This window comes from Enterobacter sp. 198, from assembly GCF_009025585.1.
Classification (GTDB): Bacteria; Pseudomonadota; Gammaproteobacteria; order Enterobacterales; family Enterobacteriaceae; genus Enterobacter; species Enterobacter ludwigii.
Genome location: NZ_WCIM01000022.1, coordinates 43,591 through 65,793, shown reverse-complemented (window position 1 = coordinate 65,793; position 22,203 = coordinate 43,591). Strand labels below are relative to the sequence as shown.

25 protein-coding genes are annotated in these 22,203 nt (G+C 55.6%); 17 read left to right on the top strand and 8 right to left on the bottom strand.

Features of this window, described 5'->3' with window-relative positions; genetic code table 11:
* Window positions 1–30 precede the first annotated feature (30 nt).
* A complete protein-coding gene (locus F8561_RS13140) occupies window positions 31–735 on the top strand; it encodes a response regulator transcription factor (RefSeq protein ID WP_014169317.1) in 705 nt (234 codons plus the stop codon).
* Window positions 722–2,188 carry an ATP-binding protein gene (locus tag F8561_RS13135; protein ID WP_151887564.1) on the top strand — a complete coding sequence of 489 codons (1,467 nt, stop codon included), beginning with the start codon at window positions 722–724 and terminating at the stop codon, window positions 2,186–2,188. Before F8561_RS13140 ends, F8561_RS13135 begins: the two co-directional genes overlap by 14 nt.
* Window positions 2,189–2,250: 62 nt before the next feature.
* On the opposite strand, the gene artJ is transcribed toward F8561_RS13135, so the two are convergent.
* From artJ to F8561_RS13105, 6 genes are all read right to left on the bottom strand, one after another.
* Window positions 2,251–2,982 (bottom strand): arginine ABC transporter substrate-binding protein ArtJ, encoded by a 732-nt coding sequence (gene artJ / locus F8561_RS13130; RefSeq protein ID WP_040017023.1) that lies wholly within the window; start codon window positions 2,980–2,982, stop codon window positions 2,251–2,253.
* Window positions 2,983–3,159: 177 nt separating this feature from the next.
* On the bottom strand, window positions 3,160–3,828 hold the full coding sequence (gene artM / locus F8561_RS13125) for an arginine ABC transporter permease ArtM (protein ID WP_025204592.1): 669 nt from the start codon (window positions 3,826–3,828) through the stop codon (window positions 3,160–3,162).
* Window positions 3,828–4,544, bottom strand: coding sequence for an arginine ABC transporter permease ArtQ (artQ, locus tag F8561_RS13120; protein WP_014169322.1), 717 nt, complete (start codon window positions 4,542–4,544; stop codon window positions 3,828–3,830). The genes artM and artQ overlap by 1 nt, the downstream gene beginning before the upstream one ends.
* Window positions 4,545–4,550: 6 nt before the next feature.
* A complete protein-coding gene (gene artI, locus F8561_RS13115; RefSeq protein ID WP_020884864.1) occupies window positions 4,551–5,282 on the bottom strand; it encodes an arginine ABC transporter substrate-binding protein ArtI in 732 nt (243 codons plus the stop codon).
* 20 nt (window positions 5,283–5,302) lie between these two features.
* Entirely contained in the window at window positions 5,303–6,031 is a 729-nt protein-coding gene (gene artP / locus F8561_RS13110) for an arginine ABC transporter ATP-binding protein ArtP (RefSeq protein WP_014169324.1), read from the bottom strand.
* 226 nt (window positions 6,032–6,257) lie between these two features.
* A complete protein-coding gene (locus tag F8561_RS13105; protein ID WP_014169325.1) occupies window positions 6,258–6,776 on the bottom strand; it encodes a lipoprotein in 519 nt (172 codons plus the stop codon).
* A gap of 97 nt (window positions 6,777–6,873) precedes the next feature.
* Here F8561_RS13105 and F8561_RS13100 point away from each other — a divergent pair, with 97 nt between their 5' ends.
* From F8561_RS13100 to F8561_RS13090, 3 genes are all read left to right on the top strand, one after another.
* Window positions 6,874–7,197 (top strand): heavy metal-binding domain-containing protein, encoded by a 324-nt coding sequence (locus tag F8561_RS13100; protein ID WP_006174327.1) that lies wholly within the window; start codon window positions 6,874–6,876, stop codon window positions 7,195–7,197.
* Complete coding sequence (locus tag F8561_RS13095; protein ID WP_014169326.1) at window positions 7,194–8,024, top strand: N-acetylmuramoyl-L-alanine amidase; 831 nt, start codon at window positions 7,194–7,196, stop codon at window positions 8,022–8,024. Before F8561_RS13100 ends, F8561_RS13095 begins: the two co-directional genes overlap by 4 nt.
* Before the next feature lie 268 nt (window positions 8,025–8,292).
* Complete coding sequence (locus tag F8561_RS13090) at window positions 8,293–8,916, top strand: helix-turn-helix domain-containing protein (protein ID WP_044859041.1); 624 nt, start codon at window positions 8,293–8,295, stop codon at window positions 8,914–8,916.
* Here the strand turns inward: F8561_RS13090 and F8561_RS13085 are convergent, their stop codons facing one another.
* Together F8561_RS13085 and F8561_RS13080 are read right to left on the bottom strand one after the other, a co-directional pair.
* Window positions 8,917–9,513 carry a hypothetical protein gene (locus tag F8561_RS13085; protein ID WP_047955284.1) on the bottom strand — a complete coding sequence of 199 codons (597 nt, stop codon included), beginning with the start codon at window positions 9,511–9,513 and terminating at the stop codon, window positions 8,917–8,919.
* Window positions 9,513–11,075, bottom strand: a complete 1,563-nt coding sequence (locus F8561_RS13080) for an ExeA family protein (protein WP_151887563.1) — start codon at window positions 11,073–11,075, stop codon at window positions 9,513–9,515. The genes F8561_RS13085 and F8561_RS13080 overlap by 1 nt, the downstream gene beginning before the upstream one ends.
* A gap of 300 nt (window positions 11,076–11,375) precedes the next feature.
* Between F8561_RS13080 and gspC the strand changes: the two genes are divergently transcribed.
* Genes gspC through F8561_RS13020 form a run of 12 tightly spaced genes read left to right on the top strand, consistent with a single transcriptional unit; the run spans window position 11,376 to window position 22,101 of the window.
* Window positions 11,376–12,107, top strand: coding sequence for a type II secretion system protein GspC (gene gspC / locus F8561_RS13075; protein ID WP_032670654.1), 732 nt, complete (start codon window positions 11,376–11,378; stop codon window positions 12,105–12,107).
* A 13-nt stretch (window positions 12,108–12,120) separates the two neighbouring features.
* Window positions 12,121–14,037 (top strand): type II secretion system secretin GspD, encoded by a 1,917-nt coding sequence (gene gspD / locus F8561_RS13070; RefSeq protein WP_151887562.1) that lies wholly within the window; start codon window positions 12,121–12,123, stop codon window positions 14,035–14,037.
* A 14-nt stretch (window positions 14,038–14,051) separates the two neighbouring features.
* Entirely contained in the window at window positions 14,052–15,530 is a 1,479-nt protein-coding gene (gene gspE / locus F8561_RS13065; RefSeq protein ID WP_047355707.1) for a type II secretion system ATPase GspE, read from the top strand.
* Window positions 15,530–16,738, top strand: a complete 1,209-nt coding sequence (gspF, locus tag F8561_RS13060; RefSeq protein ID WP_014169333.1) for a type II secretion system inner membrane protein GspF — start codon at window positions 15,530–15,532, stop codon at window positions 16,736–16,738. The genes gspE and gspF overlap by 1 nt, the downstream gene beginning before the upstream one ends.
* A 3-nt stretch (window positions 16,739–16,741) precedes the next feature.
* Entirely contained in the window at window positions 16,742–17,191 is a 450-nt protein-coding gene (gspG, locus tag F8561_RS13055; protein ID WP_014169334.1) for a type II secretion system major pseudopilin GspG, read from the top strand.
* On the top strand, window positions 17,191–17,676 hold the full coding sequence (gene gspH, locus F8561_RS13050; RefSeq protein WP_014169335.1) for a type II secretion system minor pseudopilin GspH: 486 nt from the start codon (window positions 17,191–17,193) through the stop codon (window positions 17,674–17,676). The genes gspG and gspH overlap by 1 nt, the downstream gene beginning before the upstream one ends.
* Window positions 17,669–18,049 (top strand): type II secretion system minor pseudopilin GspI, encoded by a 381-nt coding sequence (gene gspI, locus F8561_RS13045; protein WP_014169336.1) that lies wholly within the window; start codon window positions 17,669–17,671, stop codon window positions 18,047–18,049. Before gspH ends, gspI begins: the two co-directional genes overlap by 8 nt.
* Window positions 18,046–18,669 (top strand): type II secretion system minor pseudopilin GspJ, encoded by a 624-nt coding sequence (gene gspJ, locus F8561_RS13040; RefSeq protein WP_151887561.1) that lies wholly within the window; start codon window positions 18,046–18,048, stop codon window positions 18,667–18,669. Before gspI ends, gspJ begins: the two co-directional genes overlap by 4 nt.
* The gene (gene gspK / locus F8561_RS13035) at window positions 18,666–19,676 is read left to right on the top strand and encodes a type II secretion system minor pseudopilin GspK (RefSeq protein WP_078774806.1); all 1,011 of its coding nucleotides are present in this window, start codon (window positions 18,666–18,668) and stop codon (window positions 19,674–19,676) included. Before gspJ ends, gspK begins: the two co-directional genes overlap by 4 nt.
* A gap of 15 nt (window positions 19,677–19,691) precedes the next feature.
* Window positions 19,692–20,825, top strand: a complete 1,134-nt coding sequence (gene gspL, locus F8561_RS13030) for a type II secretion system protein GspL (RefSeq protein ID WP_151887560.1) — start codon at window positions 19,692–19,694, stop codon at window positions 20,823–20,825.
* Complete coding sequence (gene gspM, locus F8561_RS13025) at window positions 20,822–21,307, top strand: type II secretion system protein GspM (protein WP_151887559.1); 486 nt, start codon at window positions 20,822–20,824, stop codon at window positions 21,305–21,307. The genes gspL and gspM overlap by 4 nt, the downstream gene beginning before the upstream one ends.
* Entirely contained in the window at window positions 21,304–22,101 is a 798-nt protein-coding gene (locus F8561_RS13020; RefSeq protein WP_151887558.1) for a prepilin peptidase, read from the top strand. The genes gspM and F8561_RS13020 overlap by 4 nt, the downstream gene beginning before the upstream one ends.
* Window positions 22,102–22,203 lie beyond the last annotated feature (102 nt).

The window sequence follows — 22,203 nt, the reverse complement described above, 5'->3', positions numbered from 1 at the left end:
TATCTCATCAGAATTGAAGAAGGCTTACCCATGAAGCAGATCCTGCTGGTGGAAGATGACCACGATATCGCGGCGCTTCTGCGCCTCAACTTAGAAGATGAAGGCTACGCCATCACCCACGAGCCCGACGGGGGCAATGCCTTACAGCGCCTCGAGAAGCAGCCGTGGGACGCGGTGATCCTTGATTTAATGCTCCCCAATGTCGACGGTCTGGAGATTTGCCGTCGCATCCGCCAGATGACCCGCTACCTGCCGGTGATCATCATCAGCGCCCGCAGCAGTGAAACCGACCGTATTACCGGGCTGGAAACCGGGGCGGACGATTATCTGGCCAAGCCGTTTTCGGTACAGGAGCTGATCGCGCGTATCAAGGCGCTGTTCCGACGCCAGCAGGCGATGGGGCAGGCGCAAAGTGCCGGGAATATTCAGGCTCACGGCCTGACGCTCGACCCGCTGGCGCGCAGCGTGCTTTTGCACGGCCAGGTGGTGGATCTCACCCCGCGCGAGTTTGAACTGCTGTACTTCTTTGCCCGTCATCCCGGTGAAGTTTTCTCGCGTCTGGCGCTGCTGGAACAGGTCTGGGGCTATCAGCACGAAGGTTACGAACACACCGTCAACACCCACATTAACCGCCTGCGCATCAAGATTGAGAAGGACGCCGCCGAGCCGGAGATCATTCGCACCGTCTGGGGCAAAGGCTACAAATTTGCGGAGCCAAACGATGCGCCGCTTTAGCCTGAGCCAGCGCCTGACGCTGCTGTTTATTCTGCTGCTGACGCTCTGTGCGACCATCGCCTGCGCGGTGCAACTTTACAGCACCACGCAGTACGGTAATGCAATGGTGCAGCGGCTGTCCGGTGGCCTGGCGCAGCAGATTGTCCAGCGGGAACCGATTCTGGATGCGCAGGGCAGGGTTGATCGCCACGCGCTGAAACCGCTCTTTGACCGGCTGATGACCTTCAATCCAAGCGTCGAACTGTACGTTGTCTCGCCTGATGGCGAACTGCTGGCTGACGCCGCGCCGCCGGGGCATATCCAGCGGCAAAAAATCGACCTCGGGCCGGTGCAGACTTTCCTCAGTGATGCCGCACGGCCGGTACTGGGCGATGACCCGCGAAGCCAGAACAAAAAGGTTTTCAGCGCAACGCCGTTGCGTCAGGACGGAGAACTGAAAGGCTATCTGTACATTATTCTGCAGGGCGAAGAGTCAAACGCGCTGGCGGAGATGGCCTGGCATCAGGCGCTCTGGAGCACCGTCCTGTGGTCATTGATGTGGGTCGCGCTGTTTGGTGTGCTGGCGGGGTTACTGGTCTGGTACTGGGTAACGCGTCCGGTCAAACGTCTTACGCAGGAAGTGGCCGGGCTGGAGCAGGACAGCATTAGCGCCATTAAGCAGCTGGCGGCGCAGCCTACTGAAACCACGGTAAAGGATGAAGTGGCCACGCTGCGCAATACGTTTATCGAGCTGGCCCGTAAAATCACCCTGCAGTGGGATCAGCTGGCCGACAGCGATCGCCAGCGCCGGGAGTTTATCGCCAATATCTCGCACGATTTACGCACGCCGCTCACCTCCTTGCTGGGCTATCTCGAAACGCTGTCGCTGAAATCCGCGACGCTGACGCCGCAGGAGCACCAGCAGTATCTCGCCACGGCGCTGCGCCAGGGTCAGAAAGTGCGTCATCTTTCGCAGCAGCTGTTTGAACTGGCGCGCCTTGAGCACGGCGGCATCAAACCGCAGCGCGAGCGTTTTGCCATGGGGGAGCTGATTTCAGACGTGGCGCAGAAATTTGAACTTACGGCCCGCACGCGGGAGGTGAACCTGCGCATTGATGTACCGGGCCCATTGCCGCTGGTGAATGCCGATGTCTCGATGATTGAGCGGGTGGTGACTAACCTGCTGGATAACGCGATGCGGCATACGCCGACCGGTGGAGAGGTTCGTCTGGCGGTCTGGCAGGAGAACGCGCAGCTACAGGTTGAGGTGGCTGATAATGGAACCGGCGTTGATGCTTCTCTTCGCAACGATCTGTTTGAGCGTCCTTCGGCGTTAAATCAGCAGGCATCACGGGAAAACCGTGGCGGGTTGGGACTGTTGATTGTGAAACGCATGCTGGAACTGCACGGCGGGGGGATCAGGCTGATGGAGTCCACGAACGGGGCTCGTTTTCGCTTCTTTGTTCCACTGTGAAATTGCCGGGTTTGCCCGGCCTACAGACCACCCCCGTAGGCCAGGCTACCCGACAAAAGCTGTTATTGCGGGAACCACCGATCGCTGATTTTCTTGTACGTGCCGTCAGCTTTAATTGCTTTCAGCGCGCCATTCAGTTTTTCCAGCAGGGCTTTGTTATCCGGACGCACCGCAATGCCCAGGCCCGTACCGAAGTACTGTGGATCGGTCACTTTTTCGGTCGCGGTGCCGAGCTGTGGGTTGGTTTTCAGCCACTCGTTCACCACCGCAGTGTCACCGAAGACCCCATCAATACGGCCATTTTTCAGGTCGATAATGGCATTCTGGTAGCTGTCATAGGCCACGGTTTTCACTTCAGGATGTTTGTCCTGCAGGTATTTCTGGTGCGTGGTGCCGTTTTCCATCCCAATGCGTTTGCCTTTTAGCTGGTCAAAGGATGTGTAAGCCCCTTTCTTCGCAATGACCACCGCCGAGTTGGCGTAGTACGGGTCGGTGAAGGTAACCTGCTTGCTACGCTCTGGGGTGATGTCCATCCCGGAGATCACCGCGTCGTATTTTTTGAATTTCAGCGACGGGATCAGGCTGTCAAACGCATGGTTAGTGAACGTGCAGTCGGCCTGCATCTGTTTGCACAGGGCTTTGGCGAGGTCGATATCAAAACCGACAATCTGGTTGCTGGCATCCAGCGACTCAAACGGCGGATAGGTGGCCGAAACGCCGAAGTTGATTTTATCTGCAGCTGATGCGCCAGCGGCGAAAGTGGCCAGTAAAGCGGCCAGAACTAACTTTTTCATTGTAATGCTCCCGTCTGTCAGTCTGTCTTATGCGCCGTGTCTGCGGCATGGAAATACAATGCCATTTAATGAATTTATATTCAATAAAAATGATTAAATATTATTTAACCCATAAAAAAAGACGGGCAGTCGTTAGACTTGCCCGTCTTCGTCAATAAAATTTATGCAAATCTGTGATTAATTACGGCGCTCAAACGCCAGCGCTTTACGTTCGATAAGGCGCATCATCAGCGTCAGCAAACCGTTCACCACCAGATAGACCACGCCCGCGGCACCAAACACCATGACGTCATAGGTGCGTCCGTAGAGCAGCTGCCCGTGGCCCATGACTTCCATCAGCGTGATGGTGTAGGCCAGAGACGTACTCTTGAAAACCAGCACCACTTCGTTGGAATAGGAGGAGAGCGCACGTTTAAACGCGTACGGCAGCAAAATAGCCAGCGTGTCTTTCTTGCTCATGCCCAGCGCACCACAGGACTGCCATTGCCCTTCCGGGATGGCACGAATAGCCCCGTAGAACAGCTGCGTGGTATAGGCCGCACTGTTCAGCGAAAGGGCAATCAGGGCGCACAGCCATGGCTCAGAAAGCAGGTGCCAGATAACCGGATACTCCTGCAGCGACGGGAACTGGCCCGGGCCGTAGTAAATCAGGAAGATCTGCACCAGCAGCGGTGTACCGGTGAACAAGGTAATGTAGGCTCGCACAATCCATACCAGCACCGGCGTTTTTAGCGTCAGGACGATGGTAAAGATCAACGCCAGGATCAGCGCCACGATGATCGATGCGACGGTCAGCGTCAGGCTGGTGTGCAGCCCTTTCATCAGCTCCGGAAAATAGTCAAGCATCAGCCTGGTCTCCGTTCAAAGCGCGTCGCACGCAGATCAATGCGCTTGAGGATGTACTGACTCACCAGCGTGATCACCAGGTAGATAGCCGCCGCCACGATGTACCAGGTAAACGGCTCCTGGGTACGGGTCGCAATACTTTTGGTTTGCAGCATTAAATCGTTCACGCTGATCAGGCTTACCAGCGCGGTATCTTTCAGCAGCACCAGCCACTGGTTACCCAGCCCGGGCAGCGCATGACGCCACATCTGCGGCATCACCAGACGGAAGAAGATCGCCGATTTCGACAAGCCTAACGCCTGGCCAGACTCCCACTGTCCCTGCGGAACCGCTTTCAGCGCACCGCGCAGGGTTTGCGAGGCATACGCGGAATAAAGCAGAGAGAGGGCAATCACGCCGCACAGGAACGGGCTGACGTCAAAGTTCTCAATCTGCATCTGCACCGGGATCTGCACCACACCCAGATTGAGGGTGAAGCCGTCCGACAGCGTTAACAGCAGCTGCGAGGAGCCAAAATAGATAAACAGGACCACCAGAATTTCAGGCAGCCCGCGCAGCACGGTGACCAGCGCTGAGCCGGCCCATGCGACAGGGAACCATTTTGCTGATTCCCATACCGCAAAGATCATCGCCAGCACAAGGCCGATAATCAGTGCGCAAACGGCAAGGCCGACGGTCATCCCGGCGGCGCTTGCTAAAGGAAAAATTTCATTCATCAGGAATTACTTCTGGAACCATTTTTTGTAGATGGTTTCGTAGGTGCCGTCTTTCTTCACTTTTTCCAGCGCAGCGTTGAATTTCTGCTGCAGCTCAGTGTTGCCCTGACGAACGGCAATACCCAGACCCGTGCCGAAGTAATCCTTGTCGGTCACTTTATCGCCCACTGGCGCCAGTTTATCGTTGGCTTTCAGCCACTCGGTCACCACGGCGGTGTCGCCGAACACGCCATCAATACGGCCATTCTGCAGATCCAGCTTCGCATTCTGGTAGCTGTCATACGGAACGGTGGTGATTTCCGGGTGTTTATCCATGATGAATTTCTGGTGCGTGGTGCCGTTCTGCACGCCCACTTTCTTGCCTTTCAGCTGATCAACCGACGTGAATTTGCCTTTCTGACCAATAAACAGGGCAGAGTTGTCGTAGTAAGGGGTGGTGAACAGAACCTGTTTTTCGCGCTCAGGGGTGATATCCATTCCGGCCATAACGGCGTCGATACGGCGGAACTTCAGGCTTGGGATCAGGCTGTCGAACGCCTGGTTGCTGAAGGTACAGGTTGCGTCGATCTCTTTACACAGGGCGTTTGCCAGATCCACGTCAAAGCCGACAATTTTATTGTTCGCATCAATGGATTCAAACGGAGGATAAGACGCTTCAGTCGCGAAACGAATCGTCTGGGCTGCGGTAGCGGAAAGGGTGACGCTGGCGAGCAGCGCGGCAAGTAATACTTTTTTCATTATCATTTCCCCTGACACAATCAATGAGATAAATAGTTTTTGAACGCATCGGTTTGCGGGTTTGAGAAGCAGCTCGCATCACCTTGCTCAACGATATACCCGTTTTCCATGTAGACCACGCGGCTGGCCGTTTTGCGCGCCACTTCCACTTCATGGGTTACGATGACCTGAGTAATATGGGTTTCCGCCAGCTCGCGAATGATGCTCACGATCTGGGCGGTAATTTCGGGATCCAGCGCCGCGGTCGGTTCATCAAACAGCAGTACCGCAGGCTCCATCATCAGCGCACGGGCAATCGCCACACGTTGCTGCTGACCACCGGACAGGTGCAGCGGATAGCGGTCGCTGTAAGGCTTAAGGCGCAGACGCTCCAGCAGCTTATCCGCACGCGCGATCGCCTGATCTTTGCTTAAGCCCAGCACGCGGCACGGGGCTTCGATCAGGTTTTGCAGTACGGTCAGATGCGGCCAGAGATTGTATTGCTGGAAGACCATGCCAACGTTTTGACGCAGTTCACGAATCGCTTTATCAGACGGTGTTTTCGCGAAATCAAAATGGTTACCGGCGATAGCCAGCGTACCCGAACGGGGCATTTCAAGCAGATTAAGGACACGCAGAAGGGAGCTTTTACCTGCACCGCTTGGGCCAAGCAAAACCAGCGTTTCGCCTTCCGGGCAGTCCAGCGTGATGTCAAACAGCGCCTGGTGTGCGCCGTAGAAGCAGTTAATGCCGTTTAGTTTAATACTCATCGGGGCAGTCTTTACTCATCCAGGCAATCTATAGCAATTGAGGCCGCAGATAGTACCGTTGACAGAATAGTTATGCAATATTTCTGCGTTAAAAGTTAAATATAACCCGCAATACCCTCTAAACATAGCACAAAATAGCGAACGGCAATGTCGGCGAGTATAAATGTCGGCATTCCGCATGAAATGCCGCACATTTTACGGGGTTAACGCTTTTTAAACGGGAGGCTTAGCGGTTTTCAATCGACTGGCGGAGCGTGCCTGCCGGGGCGTGAACGCTGCCACCGACGTACCTTACGTCGTCCACCGCCCAGCACTGACCTTCACGGATCATCAGCACTTCATCCTGCCAGGTCTGGGTTCCCTGGGTCAGTTTGACGCGCAGGGGAATGTTTCGCGCATCGGTGTTTGGGATCGTTGAAGCACTGGTGACCTCGGCGCTGTCAGGCAGCGTGGCGCGGCTGGAGAACGGATCGGATTTAAGCAGCGCGTTATGCTGCGGATCGCGGGTGGCGTCGCTCAGCAGTTTCGCCAGGCCGTCACTCAGATACGGTCGCAGGGCGGTAATATCATTGCTACGGTGCTGTATGCGGTAATCATAGAACTGTTGCGCCACGGTATCCGGGCCGCCCTCAATGCATGGGCCGCTGCGGGTACCAATATCCTTAAAGGCTGGCGTGACCGTGGTGGTGCAGGCGCTGAGCACCAGCGCGCAGGGCACGAAAAGTGTTAAAGCTGAATAGCGCATGTTGATTTCCTTATTTATTAACTATCCTTTCAATCATAGCGTAACGAACCGATAATGCTGTACCTAAGGCATTGAACGCTAAAGAAGGAGAGAAAGTATGCAGTTTTCAACAACGCCTACCCTGGAAGGGCAACCTATTACCGAGTATTGCGGCGTGGTCACCGGCGAAGCCATACTGGGCGCGAACATTTTCCGGGACTTCTTTGCCGGCATTCGCGATATCGTGGGGGGACGTTCTGGCGCGTATGAGAAAGAGCTGCGCAAAGCCCGCGAAATTGCGTTTAAAGAGCTTGGCGAGCAGGCCAAGGCGCTGGGTGCAGATGCCGTGGTAGGCATCGATATTGACTACGAAACGGTCGGTAAAGATGCCAGCATGCTGATGGTGAGCGTAAGCGGTACGGCGGTGAAAACCCGTCGATGAAGCGCTCGCTTGCCACACTCCTGCTGGCGCTGTTGCTGGCAGGGTGCGCCACGGAAAAAGGCATTATTGATAAAGGTGCCTATGAGCTGGATACCCGCCATCAGGCCCAGGCGGCTTACCCACGTATAAAGGTGCTGGTGATCCACTACACCGCTGATGACTTTGACAGCTCGCTGGCGACGTTAACCGACAAGAATGTCAGCTCTCACTACCTGATCCCCGCCAAACCGCCTGCCCCTGAGGGCAAACCGCGTATCTGGCAGCTGGTACCGGAGAGCGAACTGGCATGGCATGCCGGCATCAGCTTCTGGCGCGGCACTAACCGTATTAATGACACCTCCGTGGGGATTGAGCTGGAAAACCGGGGCTGGCTAAAAACGGCGGGAGTAAAACATTTCACCCCGTTCGAGCCGGCGCAAATTGCGGCTCTGATCCCGCTCGCCAAAGACATTATCGCCCGCTACGACATTAAGCCGCAGAACGTCGTCGCGCACTCTGATATTGCCCCCCAGCGTAAAGACGATCCCGGCCCGCTGTTCCCCTGGCGCGAACTGGCGCAGCAGGGAATTGGTGCCTGGCCCGATCCGGACCGCGTCAACTTTTATCTCAATGGGCAGCCACGCTATCAGGAAGTGGACAGCGCACTGCTGCTCGATCTGTTAGCGCGGTATGGCTATGAAGTGCCGGAGGCTGCCACAGCCCAGCAGCAGAAAAGAGTGATTACCGCGTTTCAAATGCACTTCCGTCCACAGCTGTGGAATGGTGTGGCTGACCGTGAAACGCTGGCCATCGCTGAAGCGCTTCTGGAAAAGTACGGACAGGGGTGATCCTGCGGGATACCCCCTCGTGAGTATTTTTCGCGTAATTTAAGTAAGATTAATCTTAAGTACAAACTCAATTCATTTTTAGTTAATTGACTTAAAATTATCCGGATTTAAGATGGACACATAGCTTGCTAAGTAAAGCAGCAAATTAACGTAAACAATTTCTACTTTTATTTTCTCCTTGAGTGTTTCATCAGGAAAATATTCCTGGGTTGAGGCCTTACGTCTTAATCCTGAGTTTTATATTTCACATCTTAAATTGGGTATAATAATGTTAAGCATCTACGGTAAAAAATTACGTCCGCAAAACGAAGTCAATGCAATTATTTCTGCAACGTCAGGATTTGAAGAGAAGACGTTAAAAAAGTGGCAGAAATTATCTACCAGTGATTCACAGTATATTCATATTATCGTCAGTGGCGACGTTGAGTTCCGCCGCGAATCTGATGAACTGTGCATGTTCACCGTTCAGGGGCCGTGTATATTTGGGCTTTGTTCTATGTTTTACAGCGCCACGCACATGTATGGCCTCATTCGGTCAAATACCGTCGTGCGCTCGATAAAAAAAGAGGACTTCGCCCAGCTAATGACTGAAAACAATCTGTGGCCGGAACTGACGAAAGTGCTCTCCTGGTATATTTGTATGCTGAGTAAGCGTGACGATGTGCTGGTTGCCCGCAGCGCCTATTCGGTAGTGCGCGAATTTTTATACGAGATTAATGAACTGATTGTTCAGCATCAGCGTGATATCAATATATATGACTATATTCAGGAATACACCAACCTGGCACGCAGTACCATTATTAAAATTCTCTCTGACCTGAAAAAGGGTCAGTATATTGTGGTGGAAAAGGGGCGACTCCTTAACCTGACATCCTTGCCTGAAAAATATTAATTACTCCAGCCGGTCTCCTTTATGACGTAAAGGGGACCGGGAAATATCCTGCGTTTCGTCAACCGGCGGCGCGGGAATTTTGCCTTGCGAATAATCCTGCTCTTGTTCTTTTAACGCCTGCTTAAACAATTCTGTTAATGAGGAACTGTCGCTGCCAGCCCGTGCAGAAGCGTCGGTGTGTGCCCCGGTACCGGGTAACGTATCCCGCGCGGTATCGTGCTGAGCCGCTCCTTCAGGCGCCTGCTGCCAGTCGGTATCATCGCCGTTAATCGGCAGATCCTGCAGGGCAGGCATATCCTCATGCACCGGCGCAGGTTTAGGGTGCGGATGCGGGAAGGGTTTGCTCACATACACATAATGCATATCTGAAAGCTGTGTTTCCGGTCTGGCGCTGCTCGCGTTGATGGGGGCGGGGGCAGGGTGGCGCAGATCCCAATACACATGCGCGTACAACCCGGCCATCAGCATGGCGCACAGACCCAGGAGTCCTAAAACGGTGTGGGCAAAAACGTGTCTCAGTCCGGGAAGACGATATGAAAACCAGACCGCTTCCCCGGTGGTGTAACTGCGCTGAGCCGCAAGGCTGATAGTAGACATCAGGAATGCTTCTCCTGCATTTTCGCATCCGGTATCGCATGCGAAGCCTGGATCAATACGCTTGGCGTGGTGTTGGTTTCCCGCATTAACTGCATCAATGTCTCTTCGCCGGGAATACCGTCCACATGCAGATGCATTTTTTGCTGGAACGCGCGGGTGCGTTTCATCATCTCCGCAGTCCAGCGCTGAGCGTGGGTTTCAGGCTGAGAAAGGGCCTGGCTCAGCTGCTGATCAAGCCAGGTCATCTCTTTGCCGTCACTGGTTGCGCTGATGGCGTCTTTACCTTCCGGCGTCAGGCGGTGCAGTTGTGTATAGTTTCCGGTTGCATGCCGGTTAAACCAGCTGCGACTGACCTGCCAGGTCCGGTTATTCATCAGCAGGTCCATCGAGGTTTCTCCGACGCGGGCGACCACCGCATAGTTAAGATGATTGCCGGTTTTGAGCTCGCTCACCCACGGATAACCTTCGCCTGCCAGCGCATCCGGAGAGGCATTTCCCTGCTTACACATCAGGTTTACCTTCACCGCGTTTTGACACAGCGCATCGTCCGCCGAGGCGTCATACCCCCACATCAGATAAAGCTGATGCATCGCGTCCGGCTGATTGACTATTTCCTTGTCGATAACCGGCACGACGGGGGCCTGAACGGGGGCGGCCGGGTGTTTCCAGCTTATCGGGACCGGCAGAGAAACCGGGAGGCGAGCAGTCATTGAGGCGGTGAAATACCAGCCGCAAGCCGCGAACAGCACAGAGGCAAACAGTGAAACCGTTGCCAGACGCTTACCCTGTTTTTTCGCGGGCAGCACCTCTGCGACCGCCAGGCGTAAATGTCGCGGACTGACCTGGCTTGCGCGTTCGGTCCAGGCCGCGAGCATCGACAGGTGCGCCAGCGCATTCAGTTCACTGATTTTCCCTTTTGTCATTGCGTGCATCTTACGCACGCGCGCCGGGGATAACGGCGAACTTTCGCCCCCGTGCTCTTCGCACTGCGCCTGCACGTAGCTGAGATATTCACGGCAGGTCAGGGGGCGCAAGGTGTGGTGGGTATGCACATATTCGCGCAGATCAGATTGCTGTAGCCGCGCCGCCTGATTTTCCGCGCCCGTCAGCACCACCGATAAATGAAACTCCAGCTCCTGCGCACGGGTGAGCAACATACCCAGCACCGTCCGGCAGGTCTCTTTCATGGCTTCAGTATGGGAAATGACCAGCACGGTGGCCTGTGTTTTCCCGGCCTGCCACTGCTGCAGCACGGTATCGACCGCCTGAATACGGCTGGCGATTGCTTTCGTGTCCGGGCTGAGCTTGTACAGCAGGCTACTGGCGCTCAGTTTTGGAAACGCGTTGATGGCAAGAACGCGGTTGTCGCTGTTTTTCAGCGCATCGCTGAACTGGCCCAACAGCGAAGTATCGTCGCTAAAGAGCCCGCATATTCCCGCCTGTTGGGTTTTCTCTTTCAGCAGGTTAAAGACGTCCTGATGATAAGGCACCAGAAAATCCCCGGATAAGCGGGTGACCTTCCTGAAGGGCGGGGTTTTAAAAGTAAAGTGGCTCTGATACATAACGACTTACCGTCTCTGATTAGGAATAGCAACAGGTCGTGAAATTACGGTAAGGAGACGGGGCGATCAATTTTTCAACTGGGTAAAAATATCCGGCAGAAATGTCCTAACACCTCGGTTTTAGACGGTCAATAATTTTCTTTATTAAAGTTGGTGGCGAAGTCGATGGTCGTATTCACCGCGTCTCATTACTCTCTTCACACGTTTTGTCGCAGCGTGATGCTGCTTATTTTCGCTTTGTTAAAGGCCAGATGAAAAATGAGGTTCTCATTTCTGTCACGGTGGATAACCCCTTGCATGATGTTGGCGCTGTTAATTTTTAGCGGCCAGCAAGGGTATTTCACGTTTAAAGATTATAAAAAGGTTACGAATAGGTTGGCTAACTCTGATGCGCAGCCGCTGAAAAACCGCCGCGAAGAGAAAACATTCACGCTTTTCACGGCGGCAACACGTCAGGACACTGGGCCGGCTGCGCTAAAAGCCCCGCTGGCGGCGGAAATAGAAGGCATTGTGCGCAGTGATGACCCCTGGCTTTCCTTCGCCGTTATTAAAACGCCCGCGGGCCAGAAGAGCTACCGCGAAGGGGAGCCGCTGACCGGTTTTAACGATGCCTTTATTCAGGAAATTAACAAAGACAGTGTCGTCGTGAATTATGAAGGCATCACGCAGACGCTGGCCTTAAAGAAACCGGATTATTTCAAGGGCGGCGTTGATAGCGGCCCGGTAACCAAATCGACAAAAGATGCAGGCGCAGACACGCTGCATCTGAATGATTATCTGGTATTAAAACCGGTTGTCGAAAAAGGCCAACTGGAAGGCTATGCCATTAATCCCCGGAATGCCTCTTCCTTTTATAGCCATTCAGGACTGAAAAAAGGGGATGTGGCAGTCGAAGTGAATGCTGTCGATATGACCGATGAAGTAAAGGCAAAAAATATTATTGCTGAATGGTCAAAAATGAAAGAAGCGGAGGTTGTCGTCAGACGTCACGCTCACCTTGAAAATATTCGGGTCAATGTTCTTAACAATTAATAAGTGTACAGACATGAAGAAATTTCCATGGGCGTGCGTGGCGCTGACCGCATTGTCGTTATATTCGGGTTCGCTGCTCGCAGCCAACTTTAGCGCGAGTTTTAAAAATACCGATATCCGCGAGTTTATCGATACGGTAGGCCGCAACCTTAACAAAACCATTCTCGTCGACCCGTCGGTTCAGGGCTCCGTATCTGTCAGAACCTACAACGTGCTGACGGAGGATGAGTATTACCAGTTCTTCCTGAGCGTGCTGGATCTCTACGGTCTCTCGGTGATCCCGATGGATAACGGCATGGTTAAAGTGGTGCGCTCAAGCGTGGCCCGTACCGCCGGTGCGCCGCTGGCAGACAGCACAAACCCGGGCAAAGGCGATGAGATTATTACCCGTGTCGTGCGCATGGAAAACGTGCCGGTGCGTGAACTCGCGCCGCTGTTGCGTCAACTGAACGATTCTACCGGCATCGGCAACGTGGTGCACTTCGAGCCTTCCAACGTGCTGCTGTTAACCGGTAAAGCGTCCGTGGTGAACCGGCTGGTGGATCTGGTCCAGCGCGTGGATAAAGACGGTGTACAGCGTCGCGAAATCGTCCCCCTGCGCTTTGCTTCCGCCAAAGCGCTCTCCGACATGTTGAATAATCTCAACAATGAAGAGCAGAAAGGGCAGAACGCGCCGCAGTTGGCCACCAAAGTGGTGGCGGATGACGAAACCAACAGCCTGGTGATCAGCGGTTCGGAAGATGCGCGCACGCGTACCCGCAGCCTGATCCATGAGTTAGATCGCGAGCAGAACAACGAGGGGAATACCCGCGTCTTCTATCTCAAGTACGCCAGCGCCACCAAAGTGGTTCCGGTGCTCACCGGTATTGGCGAACAGCTGAAAGACAAAGCCGGCACCGCGAAGGCGAAAACGGCCACCGCGGCAACCGATCTGAATATTACCGCCGACGAGTCAACCAACTCGCTGGTGATCACCGCGCAGCCTAACGTGATGAACTCCCTTGAGAAGGTGATCGACAAGCTCGACATCCGCCGTCCGCAGGTGCTGGTGGAAGCCATCATTGCTGAAGTGCAGGACGGCAACGGTCTGGATCTCGGCGTGCAGTGGACCGGCAAGCACGGCGGCGTCCAGTTCGGCTCCACCGGCCTGCCCATTAGTCAGATAAAAAATGGCACCATCAAGGGCGCCAGCTTTACTGGCCTGGCGACCGGCTTCTTTAACGGTGATTTCGGTGCGCTGATGACCGCGCTCTCAACTGACGGCAAAAACGACATTCTTTCCACGCCAAGCGTGGTCACGCTGGATAACAAAGAGGCGTCATTTAATGTCGGTCAGGACGTGCCGGTGCTTTCCGGTTCGCAGACCACCAGTGGTGATAATGTCTTTAACTCCGTAGAGCGCAAGACGGTGGGGACCAAACTGAAAATTGTGCCGCAAATCAACGACGGCGACATGATCCACCTGAAGATTGAGCAGGAAGTCTCAAGCGTCGACAACAGCGCAACGGAAGACGCCAGCCTTGGCCCAACCTTTAATACCCGAACCATCAATAACGAAGTGATGGTGCACAGCGGGCAAACGGTGGTGCTCGGTGGCCTGATGGAGAATGTCACTAAGCAGTCGGTGTCCAAAGTGCCGCTGCTGGGTGATATTCCGCTGGTCGGGCAGCTTTTCCGCTACACCTCGCAGGACGCGTCCAAACGCAACCTGATGGTCTTTATTCATACCACCGTGCTGCGTGACGACGACAACTACAGCGCGGCGTCGAAAGAGAAATATGACCAGATCCGCGCCCGTCAGCAGCAGCGCGTTGAGGAGAAAAAGCTCGGGATCATTGAACCGGCGGATAACGCCGTGTTACCCGCGTTCCCTGCTGCGAGTGCTGCAACGGTGAAAACCAGCGCGTCCCGCAATCCGTTTAAAGAATAAGGCGGAGGTATCACGTGGACGAACTGAGCAAAACCCTGTGTAGCAGCGGCTACGCAAAAGATAACGGCGTTTTATTTTTTCACGATGCGGTCTATATCCGTGATGACACCCCGGCACTCGCGCTGCTGGAAGTGCGCCGGGTGCTGGGACGCGCGTTTGTCCCGGTCACCCTGACGGCGGAAGCCTTCGATGAAATGCTGGCCAGGATCTGGCAGCAGAGCAGCGGGGTGTCCCAGCAACTGGTGGACGATATGGACGCCGATATCGATCTGATGGCGTTAACCGAGGAGATCCCGGACAACGAAGATCTGCTCGATAACGATGAAAACTCGCCGGTGATCCGCCTGATCAACGCCATTCTCGGCGAGGCGGTAAAAGAGGGCGCGTCGGATATTCATATTGAAACCTTCGAGCGTACGCTGAGCATTCGCTTTCGCGTCGACGGCGTGCTGCGTCCGGTGTTGCAGCCCGCGCGTAAGCTCGCGCCGCTGCTGGTTTCGCGTATCAAGGTGATGTCCCGGCTGGATATCGCGGAGAAACGTCTGCCGCAGGATGGCCGTATTTCCCTGCGCATTGGCCGTAAGGCGGTCGACGTGCGCGTATCGACCATTCCGTCCCAGTATGGTGAACGCGTGGTCATGCGTCTGCTCGATAAAAGCAATCTCAAGCCTGATATCAACAAGCTTGGGCTGATTGATGAAGAACGGGAGAAGTTACAAGGGCTGATTGACCGCCCGCACGGCATTATCCTGGTCACCGGGCCAACGGGTTCCGGTAAAAGTACCACCCTGTACGCGATTCTGTCGGCGCTGAACGGCCATGAGCGCAACATCCTGACCGTAGAAGATCCCATTGAATACGAGCTGGAAGGGGTGGGGCAGACGCAGGTTAACCCGCGCGTGGACATGACCTTTGCCCGCGGGCTGCGCGCGATTCTGCGCCAGGACCCGGACGTGGTGATGATCGGCGAAATCCGTGACGCCGAGACGGCACAAATTGCGGTGCAGGCGTCGCTCACCGGTCACCTGGTCATGTCTACGCTGCACACCAACAGCGCCGCCGGGGCGATAACCCGCCTGCGGGATATGGGGCTGGAGTCATTTTTAATCGGTTCATCGTTACTGGGGGTCATTGCCCAGCGTCTGGTGCGTCGGCTGTGTCCGCACTGCCGTACCACCAGTCCGCTGGATGACAATGAAAAGGCGCTGTTCAGCTTTATGGACCAGCCGCCACACGCGATCTATCGCGCGGTGGGGTGCGAACACTGCCGCCAGAGCGGCTATCAGGGGCGCGCCGGTATTCATGAGTTTCTGGTGGTCGACAGCACCCTGCGCCGCGCCATTCATGAAGATAAAGACGAAATGGCCATCGAAACCGAACTTTTTAAGCAGGCCTACAGCCTGCGTGAGAACGGGCTGCTGAAGGTGATCGGCGGCGTCACTTCGCTGGAAGAGGTGATGCGCGTCACCGCCGAGCGCGGAGGAGATGCCTAATGGCCTTCTACGCCTGGACGGCGAGGGATACCGCGGGCAAAACCCGGCGTGGCACGTTGCAGGCTGAGGGGCAAAAGCAGGTTCGCCAGATGTTGCGCGAGCAAAAGCTGATGCCCGTCAGTATCAACGAAACCCGTGAGGTTGCGGCTGCCGGTAATGCGAACGCCGGGGCAAAACTCTCCACGCCGGTGCTGTCGATGTTTACCCGTCAGTTGTCGACGCTCGTCAACGCTGCGCTGCCGCTAGAGAGCGCGCTGAAGGCAATCGCGAAACAGACGGAGGACAAAAAGCTCGCGGCGATGGTAGTGGACATCCGCGAGAAGGTGGTGGAAGGGCATACGCTGTTTGACGCTTTCAGCCAGTTTCCGCGCAGCTTCGACAAGCTCTACTGCACGCTGGTAATGGCCGGTGAAAAGACCGGCCATCTGGGCGACGTGCTGGAAAAGCTGGCCGAGTACAACGAGCAGCGTCAGAAGATGAAAAGCAAGCTCACGCAGGCGATGGTCTACCCGATCACCCTGACCGTGGTGGCCATCGCGGTGATCGGCATTCTGCTGGTGGCGGTTGTGCCCCAGGTGATTGAGCAGTTCACCCATATGAAACAGCAGCTGCCGATCACCACCCGCACGCTGATCGCGGTGAGTGATTTCCTGCAGGTTTACGGCCTCTATATCGTCGGCAGCCTGGCAGGCGGGATGATGGGTTTTAAGGCCTGGCTTCGAAACGCTAAAAATCGTTTTCGCTGGCACGGCTGGCTGGTGAACGGTTCGCCCGTCAAAAAGCTGGTCTGCGCCATCAACAGCGCCCGCTATATCCGTACCCTGAGCATTTTGCAGGCCAGTAGCGTGCCGCTGCTGGAGGGGATGTATATCGCGATGGACGGGATCGAAAACCGGTATGCCCGGCAGGTGCTGGAGCAGGCGGCGGATACCGTGCGCCAGGGTGCATCGCTTTATGCGGCTCTGGAGCAGGCGAAATTATTCCCGCCGACCATGCTGTATATGATTGCCTCCGGGGAAGAGAGTGGGGAATTAGGCCATTTAATGGACCGCGCGGCGGAAAACCAGGAATCGGCATTACAGCATCGTATTACGTTAACGTTGTCGGTATTTGAACCGGCACTGGTGGTATCTATGGCGACGATTGTTTTATTCATCGTCCTGTCAATATTACAACCGCTTCTGCAACTTAATAATATGGTAGGTTAAATCATGGCTATAAAACGTAAACACCTGGCTCGCCAGGCGGGCTTCACCTTGCTCGAATTAATGGTGGTTATTGTTATTCTCGGCGTACTCGCGAGTATGGTGGTACCCAATTTAATGGGTAATAAAGAAAAAGCGGATACCCAAAAAGCGACCAGCGATATCGTCGCGCTCGAAGGCTCGCTGGATATGTATAAGCTGGATAATCACCGCTATCCCACCACCGAGCAGGGCTTGCAGGCGCTGGTCACGAAGCCAGAGATTGCGCCCATTCCCAACGGCTACCGTGCGGACGGTTATATCCGCCGCCTGCCGCAGGACCCGTGGGGCGGGGATTATATTCTGGTCAGCCCGGGTGAACACGGTGCCGTAGACGTTTTCTCCGCAGGTCCGGATGGCGAAGCCAATACCGCCGATGATATTACAAACTGGTCTCTGGATAAGAAAGAGAAATAATGAAACGTCAACGCGGCTTTACGTTGCTGGAAATTATTCTGGCGCTGGTGATATTTGCCAGCTGCGCCATGATGGTGGTTTCAACAATACCCTCACGCAGCGGTGCGGATATATTTGGTCAGCAATTAAAAGCCCTCGTTGATTATGGTTCAGACCGGGCGGTGATGGACGGAAATATCGTGGGGTTGGTTATGACCGCGGATAAATACCGGCTGGTGACGCTCGAGGATAAAAACGGTGAACGTCACTGGGTGTCGTTATCCGCGGGGCGGATAACGACCCGGGGTGATTTCCCGCCGGAGATGCACGTCTCGCTCACGCCGCAGCGTCTCGCCGCCACGGTGACATCCGAACCGCAGGTGTTATTTCTGCCGGACGGTGAAATCAGCCGCTTTACGCTGGCGCTGCAAAGCCGCGACAACGCGCACCATTTCCGCGTGGTGTCGCAAGGCGCGGCCCCTGTAACGGTAGAAAACGATGGCTAACGGCAAGAGAAAGCAAAAGGGGATGACGCTGCTGGAGGTGATGGTCGCGCTGGTCATCTTCTCCACCGCCGCACTGGCGCTGATGAACTCGGTCTCCCTGAACGTGCGTTTCACCCACGGGCTGGCCGATACATTGCAGGCCAGCTGGGTCGCCGAAAATCAACTGGCGGAGGCGCAGCTCAACAGACGTGATTTTCCTGACGCTGAAGCGCAGGGGGCAGAGGTCATGGGCGGGCGCAGCTGGGCCTGGCGAAAGCAGCGCGTAAAAACCGCGGCTAACGGCTGGGCGAATGCCATCCGCGTCTATGCCGAAGGCGATGAAAGCCAGCCGGTTATTTCACTGCAGGTCATCGCGCCGGGAGAGGAACCGTGAAGAAAATCCGACGCCAGCGGGGATTTACCCTGCTGGAGATCATGATTGCGCTGACCATTTTTGCGGTGATCAGCACCCTGGCCTGGCAAATCCTCGACGGGGCGATGCGCACCAGTTCGACGACGGAGGCCAGCGCGGCAAAGCTCAATCAGCTGCAGCGTGCCTGGAGCCTGATGGAGCGCGATTTCTATCAGCTTCAGGCGCGTGCGCCGCGCAACGAGCCGGATACATTTCGTCAGGGGGATGACGGCCTTGAGCTGACCACGCTGAACGGCGTGAGCGGAACCGTACAGCTGGAGCGCGTGCGCTGGCGGCTGGAAGAGGGGCGACTGTACCGGGATGTCTGGCCGGTGATTGACAGCCCGGCGGATGCCAGACCCGATGCGGTGCCGATTGTCGGCGAGGTGAAATCCCTGCAGTGGCGTTTTTACCGTCAGGGCTGGCAAAAAAGCTGGAACGACCCGGCACATCTGCCGGATGGCGTCGAGCTGACGCTGACGATGGAAAACGGGGAAACCTGGCGCTGGGTGTTTACAACGCCGGGCGATATCCCCGAGGCCGCCGCGCCAGCGCCCGCAGACGCACCTGCCGCGCCACCTGCAGCGGAAGCGACATCATGAAGGCTTTACGTAAACAGAAAGGCGTCGCGCTGCTGGTGGTACTGATCCTGCTGGTCATGATGTCGGCGCTGGCTGCCAGAATCAGCCAGCAGTTCTGCCGCAATCTGCAGAAAACCCATTACCAGGTGAGTCAGCAGCAGCTGCGCTGGGCCATGCAGGCTCAGGAGAAGGTGGTCAAAGATCGTCTGCAGAGCGACGCCAGCGGTGAGAGTAAAGCCCTTACCCTGCAGGGTGACTGGCATCAGCCGCTGGAGACCCGGGGTGACGATTACACGGTGGTCAGTCAGGTGGAAGACGCCCAGGACTGCTTCAACGTGAATAACCTGCTGGCGGCCGATGACATCGCGCAGGGGCAAAATGCGCCCGCGGTGCCGGAAAAACCGCGAAAAGAGCAGATTGTTGAGCAACTCCTGACCGGGAGTGGTCTCAGCCAGCCCACGGCGCACGAGGTTTACTCGCAGCTGGTGGACTATCTGGATGGCGACACCACCACGGCCAGCGAGGGGGCGGAGAGCGATGCCTGGGCGGGCGTGGTGCCCCCCCGGCAGCCCGCAAACCAGATGATGCGCACGATCGCTGAGATCACGCTGCTGCCGGCATTTCCGGCAACGGCATACCGGAAGGTGAGCACGCTGCTGTGTGCCTTACCGGATACCGCCAGCAAGGTGGATGTGAACACCCTGAAACCGGAACAGGCCGCCTTACTGGCCGCCATGTTCCCCGGAAAAATAACGCAAGACGATGCCGTTCGCCTGATTGAATCGCGACCTGAAACCGGCTGGGAAAATATGGAAACCTTCAGCAACGCGCTGGAGCAGGCCTTCCCGCAGGTGAAAGACGACCTTCCGCAGGTGGCCGGACAACTCTCCACCCAAAGCCGGTACTTCCGCGTTAACTATACCGGCAACACCGATGCGCTAACGCTTCGCGTGGTAAGCCAGCTTCAGGTCAATAACGAAGCCGGTGAGATCGTGACGTGGCAACGTCGTTACCGAATGATTGAATAAGAAAAGCAGATGGCTATGAAACAGGTACTTTTTGTTCGTCCCGACAGCCGTGAGGGCGGGAAAATAATGTGGTGTGCTTCCGGCAGCCAGCAGGTTGACGTTGTGGAGCGCCTTGACGCGCTGGCAGACCATCCTCTCGCGGCCCGGGTCTGTTTACTGTTGCCCGCGGGCAACATGATCTTCCGCCATTTTACGTTGCCGAAAAAAGTTGCCTCTCAGACGGCGGCGTTCTCGTGGCTGGCGGAGGAGACGCTCATTGGCGAGGTGGACAACCTTCACTGGACGGTGCTTCACAAAAAGGGGGCCGACGTTGACGCGGTGGCGATTGATACCGATCTTCTGCGCGGGTGGTTAGCCCGTTGCCAGGAGGCCGGTTTGAAGGTGATTCAGGTGCTGCCGGATGCCTGGCTGCTGCCGGTGACGGCAGGAGGAAGCACGCTGGTTGCCCTGGATGACCGCTACTGGCTGCGCCTGTCGCCCCATGTCGCCAGCGAAATGGAGGCCAGCCTGCTGCCGCTGCTGATGCAAAAAAAACCAGACGGTGACGTGTGCTGTTACGGCGAACCGCCAGCCGGTGTTGGGGTGGATCTTCTGCAACCGTGGCAGCATCCGCTGGTGCTGATCCAGCCTCAGTGGCAATCCTGTCGGGTCACCCTCCTGCACGGTGAATTCAGCCCGAAGGCAGGGAAAGGCAGCGCGTCTAAAGGAATAAAAATCGCGATGGCGGCGGCGGGCCTGCTGTCTCTCGGGCTGTTGCTGGGTCCGCGGATCGCGATGGCCTGGATGCTGGTACAGCAGGAAAATCAGGTTCAGCAGGAGATCGTTCAGGTTTATCAGCACCATTTTCCCAGCATGCGCCAGCAGACCAATATCAAATACCACTTTGGTCAAAACATGAAAAAGCAGCACAAAGGGATATTCCTGCAGCTGGATGATCTTGAGCAAGCCAGGCAGGCCGTACCCGCACTTGAGATCTCCCTGCTTGAGTACGATGCGCAACAAAATGCGCTGACCCTGAGCGTCAGTGCTCAAAGCCAGGCCGCGCTGCAGTCGTTTGTGGAGAAAACAGGGGAGCATTTTGATTTCACCCTACAGCCTGTTTCTACCACTGCACCTTATACCGCCATGATCGCAGGGAAATATAAATGAAAGAGCGAATCACGAAGCTTACGTCGCGTTATCAACAATTCAGCATCCGGGAGAAATATATTTTAAAAACCGGTGCCGTTGCCCTCCTGGCCGCGGCTGTTTATTACGCGGGCATGATGCCACTGGATAATATGATTCAAAATAGCAAATCAACGCTGACCCGACAAAAAGAGACGCTGAACTGGATGCGCAGAGAAATAGATAAACACCACCTTCCGGTGATGATCATTAAAACGGATAACCCGCGCACGGTGGTGGAGAACAGCGCTCATGAAATTAACCTTTCCCTGACGGAGGTGCGTCAGGACGGGCAAACCTTATCGTTCGTGGTGAACCGCGTAAACGTGTATGAATTAAAAAACTGGCTGCGGGAAATCAACCAGACCTCCGGCGTCAGGCTGCAAAAAATGAACCTTACACCGGTCGATCACCTCAGTGATGTGAAAGCAGAAGTGCAGCTCACCTGGCGCAAAACCGCATGAACACCGTTGCGCTGATGCGGGAAATCTACCCGGTGGGGTTCCCGGTGATGAGTGCGATCCTGGGCAGCATGGTGGGCAGTTTTCTGGGGGTTGTCGCCGAGCGCGTGCCGGGCATGGTGATGGAGGAGGAAGGCGCGGGCAACTTGCTGTTTCCGGCCTCTCACTGCCCGGTGTGCCAGCATGATCTTGCGGCCTGGGAGAATATCCCGCTGGTCAGCTGGCTAGTATTGCGCGGGCGCTGCAGGCAGTGCGGCACGGCCATCCCGCTGCGCTTATTGATGCTCGAACTCGTCACCGCGCTCTTTTTTTGCCTCACCGCCTTGTGCATTCCGGGCGAACCGGCGTTGTTCTCACTGTGGTTGCTGGCCGCGTTTCTGCTGCCGCTGGCGATGATTGACTGGCAGCATCAGTTGCTCCCTGACTGTCTGACCCAGCCGTTGCTGTGGGCAGGACTGTTGTTACACCTCGTTGACCACACGCTGCCGCTTAAGGATGCGCTGGTGGGGGCGGTGGCTGGCTACCTTTCGCTCTGGTCTCTCTACTGGGCATTTCGTCTGCTTACCGGACGAGAAGGATTAGGCTATGGCGATTTTAAACTTCTGGCGGCGTTAGGCGCCTGGTGCGGCTGGCAGGCACTGCCCACCCTGGAATTGATTGCCGCGTTAATCGGTATTGTCGGATATTTCGCGACAACACATGCGAATAAAAATAACCGCATTATTTCTTTCGGTCCTTATTTAGCTTTTGCCGGCATGACGGTTTTTGTTTATCAGGTTGCCTGTTCCACATTCTGAATACACCGGTCAAGTTTTTTTAGTGATTTTTTCGATTGGGGAATGAAAGGAATACAATATTTATTCAGCGTATTGTTAAAGACATAAGCTTCACAGAATTCG